This is a genomic window from Chloroflexus sp. (genome assembly GCF_034432675.1).
Classification (GTDB): domain Bacteria; phylum Chloroflexota; class Chloroflexia; order Chloroflexales; family Chloroflexaceae; genus Chloroflexus.
This window is the reverse complement of sequence record NZ_DAOUBI010000010.1, coordinates 1-16,569: the sequence shown is the minus strand read 5'-3', so window position 1 is coordinate 16,569 and position 16,569 is coordinate 1. Positions and strand designations below refer to the sequence as shown.

Sequence of the window (16,569 nt, the reverse complement as noted above, 5' to 3'; positions counted from 1 at the left end):
CCGTGTTCCAGCCCTCCCCCGTCGCGCTCAACGACCCGCACCGCTGTAGTGACGTAAGGTGGCAACCTGAATTACAATACTACCCCAACCCGCTGGATGTGTTCAATCACGTCGGGATCGCTGATCTGGTGCAAGATAGAGAGATCGAAGGTATAGGGCAGCAGCAAATCGTCGATGTCATCGATAATTCGGTAGAGCACGTCGAGGGTCAATGCTTCATTGCCGGTTAAGGTCAGATCAATATCAGAGCCGGGCTTGTAGTTACCTTTGGCGCGTGATCCCTACAAAATAGCCTTTTCGACCTGGGGATAAGGATGAGCAGCGAATGTGCCGCTCCTCTTCTGAAGCAGGTGTGTGATTTGATAGAGATGTGATCTTACACGCTGTCGTTAGCGGATTACCATCGGTAAGTAGACCGATAAGAACTGACCGGTCGCCAGCTTGCTTCAAGGCTCACGCCATCGGTTTTGATGGGGCCGGTTGCGCCACTGGCTATCTCCAGCCACCAGATGTCACTCTGACCGTTCGCTTGTTCGAGGGTGTAAGCGAGATACGCACCGTTCGGTGACCAGCTTATCGATCTGACGGAGCGACCATGGTCGGCAAAGAGTACCTGACGCGGCAACGCGAGGTTGTCGCGATCATATACCATGATAGCGGTAACCCGTTCGCTCGCATCTGTCGATGGACTCACTGTGTCGCGCACGACGGCAAAGCGTCTGCCATCGGGTGACCAGACCGGTTGGGTTTCGCGTCCGCCCGGTAGCAACAGTTCTGGCGTCGGTGAAGACGATGTTGCGACTACTTCCCATATCCCGCTGGTTCGTCCGCCGAAATGTTCAAACAAGACCCGGCCATTCCGATTGGCGGTAGGTCTTACCGCTGCTGCGGCCAGTGTGGGTGGAAAGGTGGTAGTTGGGCGTGCCGAAGCGACGTGGATATTTGCCGAACCACCTGTCACCTGCCCATTGCAGAACTGGTTGAAACCAACGATGTCGAAGACAAGCTGATCGGCTGACAACCAGGCCAGATGATTCACACGTAGTATCTGAGATGGTACCTCGCTTTGGCCTGGTACGCCGACAAACGGACAACGCGATCTCTTCCGGCTTTGCGTTTGAAATACCTGTTGTCCCCCACCACCATTTGCATTGAGAACGGTAATGGCCGAAGCCGGCAGGTTATTCTGTGGATCAGGGTCAGGCACCGGCCAGGGCCAGGTATTGTAGTCAACCACGGCAATCCGCTGCCCATCAGGCGACCAGACCGGATTGCGCACATTGTTGAGTAAACCGCGGTAGAGCAGTGTACGGGTTCCGCCATTGGTATCCATCCGGTAGAGGAACCGGCTATCACCTTCACGCCGAATCACAGCCAGTGGGCGACTGCCATCGCCGCGTAAGGCCGGCGGCAGCGGTGAGGCACGAGTACGCTGGTCAGCGGCTACCACCCGGACATCATCAACGAGCAGATAGGCGGTTTCTTCTGTGGGAGCATCACTCTGGATAACGATGGAGAAGAAGAGTGTCTGGCCGCGTACCCGATCCAGGTTCTCTCTAGTCAGGACAGTGTGATAAAGTTGCCAGCCGGGAGGGAGATCAGTGGCAAATGAACCAAGCTTCACACCACCGAGATTCGGATCGAACTGATAGAGGCCACGTGCCAGGAACATATCAACTGCTGTACCGGCAGCAGCGCGGTACCAGAAGGAAACAGTCACTGCCGGTGCGTTGGCCGGAATACTCAATTGTTGTTGCAATATTTGTTTGGGAGTCGTCAGATTGGGCAACTGCGGACAATCGCTCCCGTCGGCGTCAATCCCTAACGCAGCAGCATAACGACCGGCGTACACGAATTCTGAACCGCTAACCTGCGCATCCACCAGACCGACATTTCCGCCTCCTGCCCAATTGATAGCCCCCTGCTCAAATCCACCATCCTGGATCAGATTTTGCGGTTGTCCCTGAGCGATAGAGAATGTCGCTACCAGGAAAAGGATCACACCGGTAAACAGAACGAGGGATGCTGGCAAACGATACATCACGATACCTGCCTTACGAGGAGAATGCCTGCATAAACGATTCCGCTACAGAACTGGTAATGCACTGCTTGCTGTAGACGCTACTGGCAGGGAGTACGGTATTGGTGGTGTCTCAGCTTACAGTATGTTTTGCGATGGATTTAATACTTAGATAGTGTCTGATAGCGTTGCTCCGACTGCGCTGATGAGATAAATTGCGAATGAAGGATCATGAAATGCGAAGTTTGTTTACGATATTATCTCTTGTCATTATTTTATTTAATCAAATCACGGAAAGTCAAGTAGTATAAACAAATGAAATGTGATTTATCAGATGAATAAATGATTAAAAGCGTCATGCTCCCTTGTTAAACGCGAAAATCGTCGATGTTGAACGATGATAAAAAGAAGTACTCTCCACGTACCTGATAACGTCCATCGACAGATATCCACTTGCCGAACCTGCCCATCACGGCTACAATACAGAGCGTAACGCGGCGCTGCGATCTTTGTCCGCTGGGGAGCAGGTTCATGTCCGAATTACGGCAGAATATCGCTACTCGTGAATGGGTTATCATTGCCAGCGAGCGTGCCCGTCGTCCCAATTCGTTTACCGAACATCGTCAGCAACTGTTGACCGCCGAGCGACCTCAGCACGATCCCCAATGCCCCTTCTGTGTAGGCAATGAAGAACTCGACCTCGAAGCTGATCGCTATCCGACCACCGGGCCGTGGCAGATACGGATTGTCCGTAACAAGTATCCGGCGTTACACGGTGATAGGCCGCTTGTTCGTCACTTCGAGGGTGTACGGCGCAACATAAGTGGTTATGGCTACCACGAGGTATTGGTTGAGCATCCACACCACAATACCACGCTTGGTCTGATGACTCATGCTGAGGTGCGGCTGGTGCTGGCAACCTATCTTAGCCGGGGACTGGCAATGAGCAGTGATCCCCGGATTGAGCAGGTGGTGATCTTCAAAAATCATGGTGAACGGGCCGGAGCTTCGTTGCCACATCCGCACAGCCAGCTCATGGCCGTTCCGGTTGTGCCCAGTGATATACGCCACCGGCTTGAAGAGGCGCGTCGCTTCTTTGACGATACCGGACAGTGTGTCTTCTGTGCGATGCTGGCTGATGAGCTGGCACAGCGGGAACGGATCGTCTACGCCAATGATGATTTTGTGGCTTTTGTCCTCTACGCTGCTTCGTCACCATTTCACATCTGGGTCTTGCCGCGGAAGCATCGTGCAAGCTTTTTTCACGTTGCTGAGTCGGAGCTTGATGGTCTGGCCGATGTTATCCGCGAGGTGTTTCACCGTCTTTACCATCGGCTCAACGATCCCGATTTTAACCTGGTATTCCGCTCAGCCCCGGTCAAAGAAGCAGAGAACGGCTACTTTCACTGGTACCTGGCAATTGTTCCCCGCCTTTCGTATATGGCCGGCTTTGAGCTTGGTAGCGGCATCTTTATCAACCCCAGCATTCCCGAAGCATGTGCTGCCTTTCTGCGTGAGTAGCTGTGCCTGATAAATCTTCGTCAACATCGTTAGTAAAATCGAGTACAATGACGTTTAACTATATGGAATATTGATTGGTCTGGTTTGGGAGGATTTCAATCATGGCTGGCGCATTTCCCCTCAGTGATGATACCGTCAAAGCACTTGCGCCGTGCAATTTGCCTTTTCTCCGTCGTGATCCATTTGTCCGCAGTGGTAGTAGCCTGAGTATATCTGAACTACCGCCGTCGCTGCAAGACCTGGTACGACGTTTATACGACACCTTGCTGAGGATTTACAGCAGTTTTGATCAGAAGCGCCACGTTGATCACAGTCATTTGCTTCATTTGCTTGGCGAAACCGGCTGGCACGATTTGCTCAACGAATTGCGCAATATTTCGCTTGAACAACGCGACTCAACATTGAGCCAGGTTATCCACGATGTGCGTGGTGGATCGTTGCAGGCACTTGTATTGCAATTGCAATTGCTCGAACTGACACAACACCAGCCGGTTGATACCGAGCGTATCTATCTCTTGACGCGCGATCACCTCAAGATTATGCGCAATTGTCTTCCCGATCTCGATCCGGTACGGACTGCCCGCGACATCGAATTACGTGAGCACGGGGTTGATCTGTTACTTGAGAAGTGGCAACAGGTAGACTATCGTCTGCCCGATGGTACGGCTAGCGTGATCGTTGATGTACGCTACAATGGGGTGGTAGCCGACCGCTGTGTCGAGTTCTCTGCCCTTGATCGGGTGCTGTACAATCTGGTGAACAATGCGACACGCCATAGTGCCGATCAGCGGGTGATGATTGGCATCTTTCCCATTTTGGAGTGCGAGTCGCCATCGTTACGGCTGGTGGTTGCCAATGCCTATGGCCTGAGTAACGGAGCTGCTGCGATCACTGATGGTTACGTCGGCGCCCGTCCACACGGTGATCTCTTTGTTGCCTGGGCACATTGGCCAATTGCAGCGCCCTAAATTCTTGCAGTAAGGGAAACTACCTGCTGTACTGATAGTCAGGTAGTTTCCCTTTCCTGACCAGAAATTTATTCCCCATAGACGAGATCATCGACCTCGAATGCAGTCTGCAGAGTATTAACAATTCAGGCTACGCGGTGACCCTCTCATACGCTGATCCTGACAGTGATGCTGATGTGCGCATTGCGTGAGGGAATGTTGATTCTCCAATCCAGTTTGATTTCAATCGTCTGCGTAAACTACATACTGACCCAGTGGCATACAGTACTGCGTTGGTGGCAATGCTGTTGAGCGATCCTGACGCGCTTGCTCAGTTTCAGGCCGCTTATGCGATTGCGCACCGTGACCGGCGTCCGCTCTCCATCCGTTTTTGCCTCTTTATCGCATCCAGCACTGCGAACTTCATGCATTGCGGTGGGAAACGCTCTGTATGCCTGATGGTAAGCCGTTACTGATGGGGAAAGAGGTCTATTTTTCGCGTTACCTGACCAGCAACGATGTGCAGCCGTTTCGCACTCATTCGCGTAATGCGCTGCGGGTATTGATCGCCATTGCTAACCCCCCATGGCAGCGAGCGTTTTGGCCTGGCACCGGTTGATGTTACGGGTGAACTCGCCCGTGCATGTACTGGCTTTGCCCATTTTGACATTGTTGAATTGGTGGAACCTGGTGCCGCAACACTTGAACAGATCATCTCGACCCTACGTACTTCTGCTCGTAAAGGGCAGCCGTTTGATATACTCTACATTGTGGTACACGGGAGTTTGTCGAGGGAAATACTTGCCTCTGGCTGGTGAAACCGGATAACACCTCTGATCGGGTTGATGGTTCTTCGTTCTGTCAGCGCTTGCGCGAACTTACCGAACGTCCGCGCCTGGTGATGCTGATTGCCTGTCAGAGTGGTGGCATGACGACTGACAATGGTGCGCTGGCAGCAATTGGGCCGTGTCTGGCCGAAGCCGGTGTACCTGCGGTGGTCGCGATGCAGGGCAATGTCTCGATGCGTTTAATCGAGCGCTTTATACCGGCATTCTGCCAGGAATTACAGCATCACGGGATGATCGATGCGGCGATGGCTGTAGCCTGGGGCACTGTCCGCGATCTCCCCGATTTTTGGATGCCGGCTCTCTACTCGCGCTTGAAGAGCGGTCGTATCTGGTATGGACTCGGTTTTGCCGATGCACAGCAAATGGTAGAGAAGATCGAAGTTCTCGCCAGCTATATGGCCGATGGGCTGTGTACACCAATTATCGGCCCGGAACGGGCCGAGACCCGGTTGGGTACCAGTCGGGCCATTGCCCGCATGTGGGCTGAACGGTATTGCTATCCAATAGAAAAACCGCCATGATGCCAACACCTTACTCTCATATTGCGACCACCTACCGGCGGCTCGTCGGTGTCACTCCTGATAGTCCTCCAGTACGGGGATGACACTGTTTATTCGATCACCCCACGTCCATCCGGCTCGTACCATTGATCTGTATAGACAGATCGTTGCGGAGGTGACGGATCGTAGGGGCGGGTTCGGAACCCGCCCCTACGCCATATCCGGTGCCGGACAGTGATGCACTGGATCGCTCAAGATGATATAAGAGCGTATGAGGGGGATAGAGTTTAGAGGCGTCTTGAACGCCCTTACCCTCATACTGCCGCACCGACCGTGCTCACGCGCAGGCGCATGGTAGAGTGGTGTCACTGCTGGTGATGACGATAACGTGCGGTTGTGTTGTGTGCGACGGGTCTGACAATCCGTGCACCAGTAGGGGCGGGTGCCAAACCCACCCCAGGTGCCAGACCCGCCCCGGGTGCCAAACCCACCCCGGGTGCCAAACCCACCCCAGGTGCCAAACCCGCCCCGGGTGTCAAACCCACCCCAGGTGCCAGACCCGCCCCGGCTGCCAAACCCACTCCGGGTGCCAAACCCACCCCGGGTGTCAAACCCACCCAGGTGCCAGACCCGCCCCGGCTGCCAAACCCGCCCCAGGTGCCAGACCCGCTCCTACGCCATATCTGGTACTGGGCAGTGATGCATTTGTCGTAGACATTGCGCTGACTCATATCGCCCCCGAAGGTTGTGCTCCTCTTTACAATGATGCTTGCTTCTGATATACTTAACATTGTTAAATATCTACACGCGCTAGGAATAGGGTAACGCATGACCGAATCAGAACTGGCCAATGCCACGAATAACCCTTCAACCCTCGATGCCATCGAGCAAATGATTTTACGCATAAGCTGGCTGGCGCAGCGCCAGTTTGTGCAGTTGCTCGATGATGAGCGGTTTAACCTGACATTGACCCAGTTCTACACCCTGCTTCATCTGGCGCAAACGAACGGCGAGTGCAAGATGTCAGATTTGGCTGAAGCGACGCAGCAGTCGGCGGCGGCACTTACCGGTGTAGTTGATCGTCTGCTTGATAAACAGTTGGTTGAGCGCACACGGCACGAGCGGGATCGTCGTCAGGTGATGGTGCAGGTCACGCCGCGGGGACTGGCCTTGATTGCTGCGATTCGCCAGGCCCGGCGCGAGCAAATCCATGCCGCACTTGGCTATCTGCCGGCGGCTGATGCCGAACGCTTGCTCGAACTTCTGGAAGGGGTATTAACCGGAATGTCGCGCGTGCTCGAACGGAGTGAGACGGGACGATTGGCATAAAGGATGACCTTACCGTGGTGAACGATAAGCAGGCTCGCCTGCTTGCGTTCAAGGAGCGTACTTTGTTACGGTTACCGTTTCAATTGATACCGCCACCACAAGCAGCTAGTAACGTAAGCTGGTCCCGGCTACTTTCCTATCTGCGTCCTTACCGTGGTTGGATCGTAGTAGCTCTGATCGCCATGATCATCAGTGCCGGTTTGGGTCTGGTAATTCCGTTTGCGATTGGTCAGGTTGTTAATCTGATAACCGGCGACCAGGCATTACCGGTCGTCCAGATTGCCCAACTTCTGGGTATTGTGATGATTGGGCAACTTTTGACCGGTGTTATTCAGACCTACTGTCTGAGCTTTGTTGGTGAGCGTGTCGTCAGCGATTTACGCATTGCAGCGTATGAGCATCTGCAAAAGCTCGATCTCGCCTTTTTCGAGCAGCGTCGAACAGGTGAAATCACGTCGCGCATTACCAACGACGTGACCCTTATCCAGACGACGGTGACCAACAGTCTACCAACGCTATTGGGGGGTGTTATTGAGTTAGTTGGGGCTGTTGCCTTGATGCTCGTTGTCTCGTGGCAGCTCAGTGGTCTGGCGTTGATTCTGGTGCCGACGCTGGTGCTGATTGGGGTGTTCTTCGGTCGCTGGCTGCGCCAGATTTCGACCGCCGTGCAAGACCGACTGGCCGATGCAACCAGCATTCTGGAAGAGACGGTTGCTGGTGTGCGGGTCGTTCGCTCGTTCAGGCGTGAGGACTACGAAATTGCCCGTTTTCGGGCAGCGGTCGAAGCAACCTTTGCGACAGCGTTGAAGCTTGCCCGGATTCGTGCGATCTTTCAGCCGGCAATGTCGCTGGCGGTGTGGATGGCGTTGATCGGCATTCTGGCTATCGGCGGCTATCTGGTGAGTACCGGTGTGTTGACGACGGGCAGCCTGATCTCGTTTCTGTTCTATGCAGTGATGGCTGCCGGATCAATGGGTATGTTTGCAGGCCTGTTTGCTCAGTTGCAAGAAGCACTTGGGGCGACCACACGAGTCTTCGAGCTGCTCGATCAGCAACCATTGGTGGCCGATGCGCCTGATGCCATTCCCTTACCGCCTGTCGAGGGGCGGATTGAGTTCCGCGAGGTGTCGTTTGCCTATCAATCGGCAACCAACAATGGCTCGCCTGCACCGGTAGTCCTGCGCGACTTTTCGCTCACCATTGAAGCAGGGGAAATGGTAGCCCTGGTTGGGCCTAGCGGCGCCGGCAAGAGTACGATTGCCAGCCTAATCCCACGGTTCTACGACGTGAGTGCCGGTAGCGTGCTCATCGATAGTTATGATGTACGGCGGGTCCAGATACAGTCGCTCCGGGATCAGATCGGAATCGTGTTGCAGGAAACCCAACTTTTCAGCGGTAGTGTTCGCGATAACATCCGCTATGGCCGTCTCGAAGCCACTGATGAAGAGATTGAAGCGGCTGCCCGGATGGCGAATGCGCACGAGTTCATCTGTCAATTGCCAGATGGGTACGATACACCGGTCGGCGAGCGTGGGGTGCGCTTGAGTGGCGGTCAGCGCCAGCGGATTGCCATTGCCCGGGCGATTCTGAAAAATCCGCGCATCCTGATTTTGGACGAGGCCACCAGTTCGCTCGACAGCGAGAGTGAGCGGTTGGTGCAAGAGGCCCTGGAACGGCTCATGGCCGGACGTACCAGTATCGTCATTGCCCATCGCCTAAGCACAGTGCAGCGCGCTGATCGCATTGCGGTGATCGTAGCGGGTGAGCTGGTTGAAATTGGTACTCATCACGAGCTGCTTGCCCGTGATGGTGTCTATGCCCGGTTGTACGAACGACAATTTTTGCAGCCAATACCGGCAACGGCTGCTGTTTAACTAGTGTGAGTAACGTTCCTCATAGAACGTAGGAGATAAAACTACTATGAATGAACCAATGTCTCTCTTTGACGATCTGCCTGAAGAGCAGGATGACCTGCACGAAGAGCCAGAACGCCGTCTCCCGATGGTGGTGCTCGGCGAAATGGTCATCATGCCCCATATGACCATCCCGCTCCAGGTACCGCAGGGGAAGTCGTACCGTGCGATGGAGCGAGCGTGGGAAGAAGATCGTGATGTTTTGTTGATCTTTGTGCGCGAGAATCAGCTCGAAGGATACAAGAGCAACCAGCCGCAGAATCTACCGCCGATTGGGGTTATTGCGCAGTTGCAGGAGTTTGCCAAGTTGCCCGATGGCACAGCCCGTGTAATCCTTGAAGGCCAGCAGCGGGCACAGATTATCGAAGCGATCCAGATTACACCCTTCTATCGGGTGCGTTGCCGACCAATCTTTGATCCACCGGTCGAGGGGATCGAGGTCGAAGCCCTGATGGAGACGGTGAAGCAGCAGGTTGATGAATTCGTCGAGCATCTCGGTGAGGTGCCCCAGGAGGCGGTGCAGTTTGTGCATCGCATTGATCGTGCCGGTCATCTGGCCGATATTGTGACCTGGGGGCCGGCATTCGATTTCAAGGACCGGCTTGAGATCCTCAATACGCTTGATCCGGTCGAGCGCTTGCGCAAGGCCTACCTGGTGCTGGCACGACAGTTGGAGCTGCTGAAGCTGCGCGTCAAGATTCAGCAAGATACCCGCGAGGTACTCGACCAGAGTCAGCGTGAGTATTTCCTGCGCGAGCAGTTGCGGGTTATTCGCCGTGAGTTGGGTGAAGATGAAGATGGCGATGATCCGATTGACGAGCTGCGGCGCAAGATTCACGAAATGAACGCTCCGGAGTATGTGAAGAATCAGGCGCTGCACGAGTTGAAGCGGCTGTCTCAGCAGGGGATGCACAGCCCTGAGGCAGGCGTGATTCGGACCTACCTCGACTGGATTCTCTCGCTGCCCTGGGCTGATGAGGAGTTGCCAGAGATCAGCATTACTGAGGCTAAAAAGGTGCTCGACGAAGATCACTATGGCCTCGAAAAGGTCAAAGAGCGTATTCTTGAATACCTGGCTGTGCTTAAACTGGCCGGTAATAAGATGCGCGGTCCCATCCTCTGCTTTGTCGGCCCGCCCGGTGTGGGTAAGACCAGCCTGGGGCGCAGCATTGCCCGTGCGTTGGGTAGGAAGTTTGTTCGTACCAGTCTTGGTGGTGTACGCGATGAAGCTGAGATCCGCGGTCATCGCCGCACCTACATCGGCGCGTTGCCCGGTCGGATCATCCAGGCTATGAAGACGGCTAAGTCGCGTAGTCCGGTCTACATTCTTGATGAAGTTGACAAGATTGGTATCGATTTTCGCGGCGATCCGACCTCGGCACTGCTAGAGGTCCTCGATCCAGAGCAGAACAACGCATTTAGCGATCATTACCTTGAAGTGCCGTTCGATCTCAGTAAGGTTATCTTCATCGCCACGGCTAACCAACTTGAACCAATCCCACTGCCGCTCCGTGATCGCATGGAGATCATTGAGATCGGTGGCTACACCGAAGACGAAAAGATGGAGATCGCACGCGGTTTCCTGATCCCTAAGCAGCGCGAGTTCCACGGGCTGCGTGAGGATCAGATTGAGTTTACCGATGGTGCCATCATCAAGCTGATTCGTGAATACACCCGCGAGGCCGGCGTGCGTGGCCTTGAGCGCGAGATCGCCAGTCTGTGCCGCAAAGTGGCACGTAAGGTGGCCGAACAAAGCGAAGCAACCGATGGCTCGGTGCAGAAGTTTGTGATTGATGAGGCTGCCGTGCTGGAATACCTTGGTCCCGAGCGCTTTACCTTCGGCCTGGTTGAGGAGAAAGACGAGGTTGGGGTCGCGACCGGTGTGGCCTGGACGAGCGCCGGTGGTGATATTCTCAATATCGAGGTATTGCCGTTCAAGGGCAAGGGCCAGCTTCAACTCACCGGTCAGCTTGGTGAGGTTATGAAGGAGAGTGCGCAGGCTGCGGTGAGCTACGTTCGCTCACGTGCTGCTGACTTCGGGATTGATCCGGCGATCTTTGAAGAAACCAATATTCACATTCACATCCCAGAGGGTGCAGTCCCGAAGGATGGCCCATCCGCCGGTATTACGCTGACCACCGCGCTGATCAGTGCGCTGACCGGCACCCCCGTGCGGCGTGATGTTGCTATGACCGGTGAGGTCACACTGCGCGGAAAGGTGTTGCCTATTGGTGGCCTGAAAGAGAAGACTCTGGCTGCGCATCGGGCCGGTATTCGTACCTTTATCCTGCCGAAGGAAAACGCGAAAGATATCAATGAACTTCCGGAGAAGGTACGGCGGGAACTGAATCTGATCCCAGTCTCCTCGATGGACGAGGTGCTGCAAATTGCGCTGAGTCGGGTGCCGACTGCAAATAATAAGGTCAACGGGCCATATCATCAAAATAATCGCGGTCAACCCTCGCCAACTCCGGCCGGTGCATAGGTAAAGCGTTGATGGTTCTGCGGTGACAACACAACCGCAGAACCATACTCTATATCCAGGCTTTACAGAGGATGTTCACACCACAGCAGCGGTAAAGCCCCAGTCCATATCCGAAATTGCCTGACCCGGTGTCGTCATGAATGCAATCCTCTGCTACGGCTCTCTTTGTGCTGACTTGCGCATCTGGTTACCCCATTGGCCGCAACACGGCAGTGGTGTCCATGCCGTGCATACGCGCTGGCTAGCTGGCGGCAATGCGTTGAACGAAGCCCGCGCGTTGGTGAACTGGGGTGTTCGGCCGCTCCTGTACGGTGACCGGTTAGGCTATGATACCGGCGGCGATCTGGTTGCGGCTGAATTAACTGCTTTGGGCCTGATGACCCATGTCGAAAGAAGTGCGAACGTTGCAACGCCGGTATGCCATATCCTGATTACCCCCGATGGTGAACGCACGATCATTGCTTTGCGTCAACAGACGGCGGCTTCGCCGCCATCGGCGGAAGTTTTAGCAGCATGCCAGATTGTCAGTGTTAGTCGCTACGGCCTCTACACGACGGAAGTTGCTACCACTGCACGTCAGCTCAATCGACTGGTGGTCGTCGGTGATGTGCGTGATCCGGCCGATCCACTGGCTCAGGCCGCCGATGTGATTGTTACGTCGGTTGATCTGTTGGGTACCGCCCCGTTTCACCGGGCCGCTGCTTTGCAACAGGTGCGTGGCGCCCCCGTCTTCATCACAGACGGTTCTCGTCCGGCACGGGTTTTGGTTACCGGAAACTGGTACGAAGCAACACCGCCTGCAACGGCGAGCAATGATCTCACGGGAGCCGGTGATGTCTTTCGGGCGGGTGTGGTGTACGGTATCTGGAAAGGATGGGCCTGGCAGGAAATCCTTGCGTTTGCAACACATGCTGCCACGACGTTCGTGATCGAACAATCGACCGCGTGATCTTCCCCTAAGAAGGGGCAATACTTCGTGTTATAATCTCTGCAACCTGACAGGTAGTAGCTACTACCCCTCCTGATAAACTGCACCAATTACTCAATGAGTTACGAACTCTACGAACAGACCGACCAGATTATTTTACGCACCGCTCGTTATGAACTTGGCTGGTCAACGGACAGTGGCGCACTGGTTGTCTTTCGGCGCGATAATAGTCCAAATATTCTTGGTTTCGGTTCCCCGATTGCAGGGGTGGATGTTGCCATCGGTTCGCCGACTAACTGGATTACCGCGCAGACGTTCGCGCGCTACATCTGGCATCGTTTGCAGGTTTTGCCAGATGGTCGTCCGCAGATGACGATCATTGTCGGTCTTGGCCCGTTCAAGGTGTTCGATTATTACCTGTTGTCTGACGACATGATCGAGCGCTGGATTGAGATCGAAAATGTCAGTGGTGATGAACTACGCATGTACGGTGTGCGCTTGATTATTCCTCATGTCCAGATTGGCTCGCCAGACCGCTGTACCTTTGAAGCGCCGGGCAACAGTGTTCGCCCACGTGCACCGTATGCCATTGCCGCTACCCAGGATCGTAACATTCTGCCCCGTCGTTTCTTTGCGCCCGGCTTACGTGGTGGTAGTGCCTTTGAGCCGGCACCAACCCAGGGTGCCGGGGTGATGGCTCTCGTCAATTCTGATCTTGCGCTGACCTTCCTTTGCTGGTACGCCGGTGATGATGAGGCGGCACTTCCATACGTGCAGGGCAGCCACACAGCAGTCTCATTGGCCTATGAGATTGCTGTTGCCGGCTGGCTGCCCTCAGATTGGCGGTTTGCGCTGGGACGGCAGTTTTTTACCCTTACCCCCCAACCCTGGCCGGCGGCATTGTCGATCTACCGGACATTGACGCCATTCCCCCGTCCGCCAATGTTATGGCTGCGTGATGCAATCATCTATGTCGCCGATCTGCGGCAGCACGGTGGTGCTGATGGGTTGCGCCGTCGTTTACCTGAACTGACAATGCTTGGGGTCGATACGCTATGTTTGTTACCGTGGCATACGGTTGGTGATCGCCCTCATCTGATTGGTGATCTCGAACGGATCGATCCGGTGTGTGGCGATCATGTGACGATCCAACAGCTTGTTGTAGCGGCTCATCAGCAGGGCATGCGGGTCTTGTTAGATGTTGCCATGCAGGGTTGTGCCCCCGACTCTCGTTACCTCAACGATCACCCGGAATGGTTTGTCCGTGATGAGTCAGGGGCGTTTGTCATTGGAACACCGGCAGATGTACCGACAGCTGCGCGTCATCCCGGTGTTGCTCTGGCTGCTGGTGGCTACCATTTCGACTGGCTGCGCAGCGATTGGCGTCTGTACTGGCAACAATGGGTGATTGCCCAAGTTGATCACTTCGCCCTCGATGGGATACGGGCAGTAGCTCCATACAGCGCAGCGCTGGCCTGGATACGGCGGGCACCGTTACGGGCGAGTACCGGTTCTGCGTTGATGGTGCAGGCACTACAAGAGGTTGCGGCAGCCCGGCCAGAACTCGCTATGCTCTCCATCCTTTCCGGGCCACGGTCTGCCCAATTTGCCGGGGGATGGTTCGATTATCCCAGCCACCATATGCTGGTACATCTGGCGATGCGCCGGATTACCCCTGCTGAGTGGTCGGCGTACCAGAGAGACTATGCTGAACTCTATCCTGATACCTATCGAATTGGGTTTCTTGAATCATTCGATACTGCCGATTGCAATCCGTTAGCTGATGGCTTACGTGGTTCACGCCTTGGTCAGACACTCTGGGCAGTAATGCTCTTTAGTGGTTTGACACCGGCGATCTGGAATGGTCAGGAGATCGCAGATCGTGCTGTCTTGCCGCGCCTGTTAGCTTTATGGCGTAAAGAGCCGGCACTTCGCTATGGAACAGTGGCTTACCAGGACCTTACGGCCGGTACCGGTGACATTATGATCATCTATCGTGAGTTTGATCGGCGGCGGTTGATCGGCGTGATCAATCTGGGCGCGTTACCGGCCCGATTCATCGCGCCACAGCCTATAGGGCGTGATCTGCTCGAAATTTCACCGTTGAGTCGAGAACGGCGCGGTATCGGTGAAGAATTGCGTCTGGCACCGTTCGGTATCTACTGCTTCGAGGGTTGACCTGGTAATGAGCACGTGCCCCCCAGGTGTCGCATCCATCTTTGTCCCCCTCCCGTCACGTAACACGCGAGGATTGGCTATTACCCAAACCTGCCGAACGCCTCTTTCGTGAGACCATTCATAGAAAAATTCGCTGCCAATATCACAATAAGTTCACCCGCATTTGATCACTCACAACATAGATGAGCGTGTTATGCCGCCTGCCTCTCTATGGCCAGGATTTGATCTACAACCGCGACCAGATCATTTCCTACCACATCCGGCGGTGGAGCCAATGGGTCGAGTACCATACCTGGACGGGCGACAAAAGCAGCGGCACAACCGGCACGCAAGGCTCCCGCTACGTCCCAGGCATGGGCGGCAATCAACCGTACCTGATCCATCGCCACTCCCAGCCGATGAGCCGCCATCTGATACACCTCCGGCGCCGGTTTCAAGCGGCGAACTTCCTCGACCGACAGACGCACCTCAAAAAAGTCACGCAGGCCGGCAAAAGCAAGTTGCGCCTCGGCCAGTTCGACATTTGAATTCGTGAGTGTTGCCAGCCTGATCCCGTTGGCCTGCAAGTGTTCGAGTGCCGGTCGTACATCGGGATGCGGAGGCAGGTGCCGCATACCAGCCAGAATCTGTTGCCGACCGCTACTGCTCAGCGTCACACCACGGCGTGCGGCTGTCATCGTCAGTGCGGCATCGCCAATCTGCGCGAATGGAACATAGCTTCCCGTAATGGTGACCACCATTGCCAGGTGAATCACCTGCTGAAACCACTCGCGCCGCACGTCAGGGTCGCCAAACGTCTGCTCAAACATAGGATCGAGGGCACGCAGGTCGAGCAAGGTCTCATTCACGTCGAAGACACAAACCCGTGGCATAGCAGTTCTCCTGTTTGGTAGTAGATGCATATTATACAGCCTCGGATACAGGTTTCCTGTAGGGAACGAATTGCTGTGGTTGTGCGTCATACCAGTAAAGCACCGCGTCTGAACTGCAAAGGACTGCTTATGCGAGCATTACTTGTCATCGTGATCGGAGTGTTTCTTCTGGTAGCTTGTGGGACGGCGACCGGCTCTCAGCCTGCGCAGCCCTCGCCGCTGCCCGATCAGCCGTTTCCAACGCAGCCGCCTGCGGCAACGCGCGATGCGTCCCTACCGGCACCGACAGCAACCATGTTGTCGGCAGGAACTGCTCAACCACCATCGGCCTCAGTTGAGCCACCAGCCGTTGTGATAACGGTTGTATCACCACCAACGGTTGCCACAACGGCAACACCACTGCCTGCCATACCACCAGTAAAGGAGACCCCTATGCCGCCGTCACCTATGCCGCCGTCAGATCAGGGTGGAACATCGCCGATGCCGGCCAATGCCCAACCACTGACACCTCCCTACGATCCGAACCTGGCCCGCCTCATTGATCAGGCGAAACAAGACCTGGCTCAACGTCTGGGTGTGGATGTGTCGGCTGTTGAGGTTACCCAGGTTGCCGCCGTCACCTGGCCGGATGGCTCACTCGGATGTCCGCGACCGGGAATGGCGTACATCCAGGTGCTCATTGACGGACTGTTTGTGCAGCTTCGGGTTGGCGATCAGCTCTACAACTACCACGGTGATGGCCGCCAACCACTCTTCCTGTGCGATGCGCAGTTTGGCCCGCAGTCGCAACGGCCACTGCCGCCAAGGAATGCGCCGTAGATATTGCTGAGCGTATATGTACTCTTGTACACAACGAGACGGGCAAGCGTTTCACAACATTAAGGATAGGGCGATAGCTCTTTCGCCCCATCCTCAAGCTATCACGCAATGACTGCCACTACGGTCGGACAACCTCACCACTGAACGGATCAATGTACGTGCCGAAGAAGGATGGACTGGTCAGTTCGGCGTAGTTCGTCCAGCGTCCA

Annotated in this window: 12 protein-coding genes and 1 pseudogene; 10 read left to right on the top strand and 3 right to left on the bottom strand. The window is 55.1% G+C overall.

All coding sequences use genetic code 11. The features are described 5' to 3' along the window. Positions 1–71 precede the first annotated feature (71 nt). Together VAE55_RS19070 and VAE55_RS01175 are read right to left on the bottom strand one after the other, a co-directional pair. A pseudogene (locus VAE55_RS19070) lies at positions 72–359 on the bottom strand (nucleotidyltransferase domain-containing protein). Between the two features lie 38 nt (positions 360–397). Beyond that, positions 398–2,041, bottom strand: a complete 1,644-nt coding sequence (locus VAE55_RS01175) for a hypothetical protein (protein ID WP_322814001.1) — start codon at positions 2,039–2,041, stop codon at positions 398–400. Positions 2,042–2,551: 510 nt separating this feature from the next. Here VAE55_RS01175 and galT point away from each other — a divergent pair. The 9 genes from galT (at position 2,552) to VAE55_RS01130 (ending at position 14,669) form a co-directional block, all read left to right on the top strand. After that, complete coding sequence (gene galT / locus VAE55_RS01170) at positions 2,552–3,541, top strand: galactose-1-phosphate uridylyltransferase (RefSeq protein WP_322814000.1); 990 nt, start codon at positions 2,552–2,554, stop codon at positions 3,539–3,541. Positions 3,542–3,642: 101 nt separating this feature from the next. Next, on the top strand, positions 3,643–4,509 hold the full coding sequence (locus tag VAE55_RS01165) for an ATP-binding protein (RefSeq protein ID WP_322813999.1): 867 nt from the start codon (positions 3,643–3,645) through the stop codon (positions 4,507–4,509). Between the two features lie 430 nt (positions 4,510–4,939). Further along, complete coding sequence (locus tag VAE55_RS01160) at positions 4,940–5,107, top strand: hypothetical protein (protein ID WP_322813998.1); 168 nt, start codon at positions 4,940–4,942, stop codon at positions 5,105–5,107. Positions 5,108–5,302: 195 nt separating this feature from the next. Further along, the gene (locus tag VAE55_RS01155; RefSeq protein WP_322813997.1) at positions 5,303–5,857 is read left to right on the top strand and encodes a CHAT domain-containing protein; all 555 of its coding nucleotides are present in this window, start codon (positions 5,303–5,305) and stop codon (positions 5,855–5,857) included. 807 nt (positions 5,858–6,664) lie between these two features. Continuing rightward, complete coding sequence (locus tag VAE55_RS01150) at positions 6,665–7,165, top strand: MarR family transcriptional regulator (RefSeq protein WP_322813996.1); 501 nt, start codon at positions 6,665–6,667, stop codon at positions 7,163–7,165. Between the two features lie 14 nt (positions 7,166–7,179). Next, positions 7,180–9,039, top strand: a complete 1,860-nt coding sequence (locus VAE55_RS01145) for an ABC transporter ATP-binding protein (RefSeq protein WP_322813995.1) — start codon at positions 7,180–7,182, stop codon at positions 9,037–9,039. A 46-nt stretch (positions 9,040–9,085) separates the two neighbouring features. Then, positions 9,086–11,563: an endopeptidase La gene (lon, locus tag VAE55_RS01140; RefSeq protein ID WP_322813994.1), complete on the top strand. Its 2,478-nt coding sequence runs from the start codon at positions 9,086–9,088 to the stop codon at positions 11,561–11,563. Between the two features lie 136 nt (positions 11,564–11,699). Further along, on the top strand, positions 11,700–12,512 hold the full coding sequence (locus tag VAE55_RS01135) for a carbohydrate kinase family protein (protein WP_322813993.1): 813 nt from the start codon (positions 11,700–11,702) through the stop codon (positions 12,510–12,512). A 96-nt stretch (positions 12,513–12,608) separates the two neighbouring features. Continuing rightward, positions 12,609–14,669 (top strand): alpha-amylase family glycosyl hydrolase, encoded by a 2,061-nt coding sequence (locus VAE55_RS01130; RefSeq protein WP_322813992.1) that lies wholly within the window; start codon positions 12,609–12,611, stop codon positions 14,667–14,669. Between the two features lie 191 nt (positions 14,670–14,860). Here the strand turns inward: VAE55_RS01130 and VAE55_RS01125 are convergent, their stop codons facing one another. Further along, the gene (locus tag VAE55_RS01125; RefSeq protein WP_322813991.1) at positions 14,861–15,541 is read right to left on the bottom strand and encodes a haloacid dehalogenase type II; all 681 of its coding nucleotides are present in this window, start codon (positions 15,539–15,541) and stop codon (positions 14,861–14,863) included. Between the two features lie 129 nt (positions 15,542–15,670). On the opposite strand from VAE55_RS01125, the gene VAE55_RS01120 reads away from it, so the two are divergent. Further along, positions 15,671–16,360 carry a hypothetical protein gene (locus VAE55_RS01120; RefSeq protein WP_322813990.1) on the top strand — a complete coding sequence of 230 codons (690 nt, stop codon included), beginning with the start codon at positions 15,671–15,673 and terminating at the stop codon, positions 16,358–16,360. Positions 16,361–16,569: the final 209 nt, after the last annotated feature.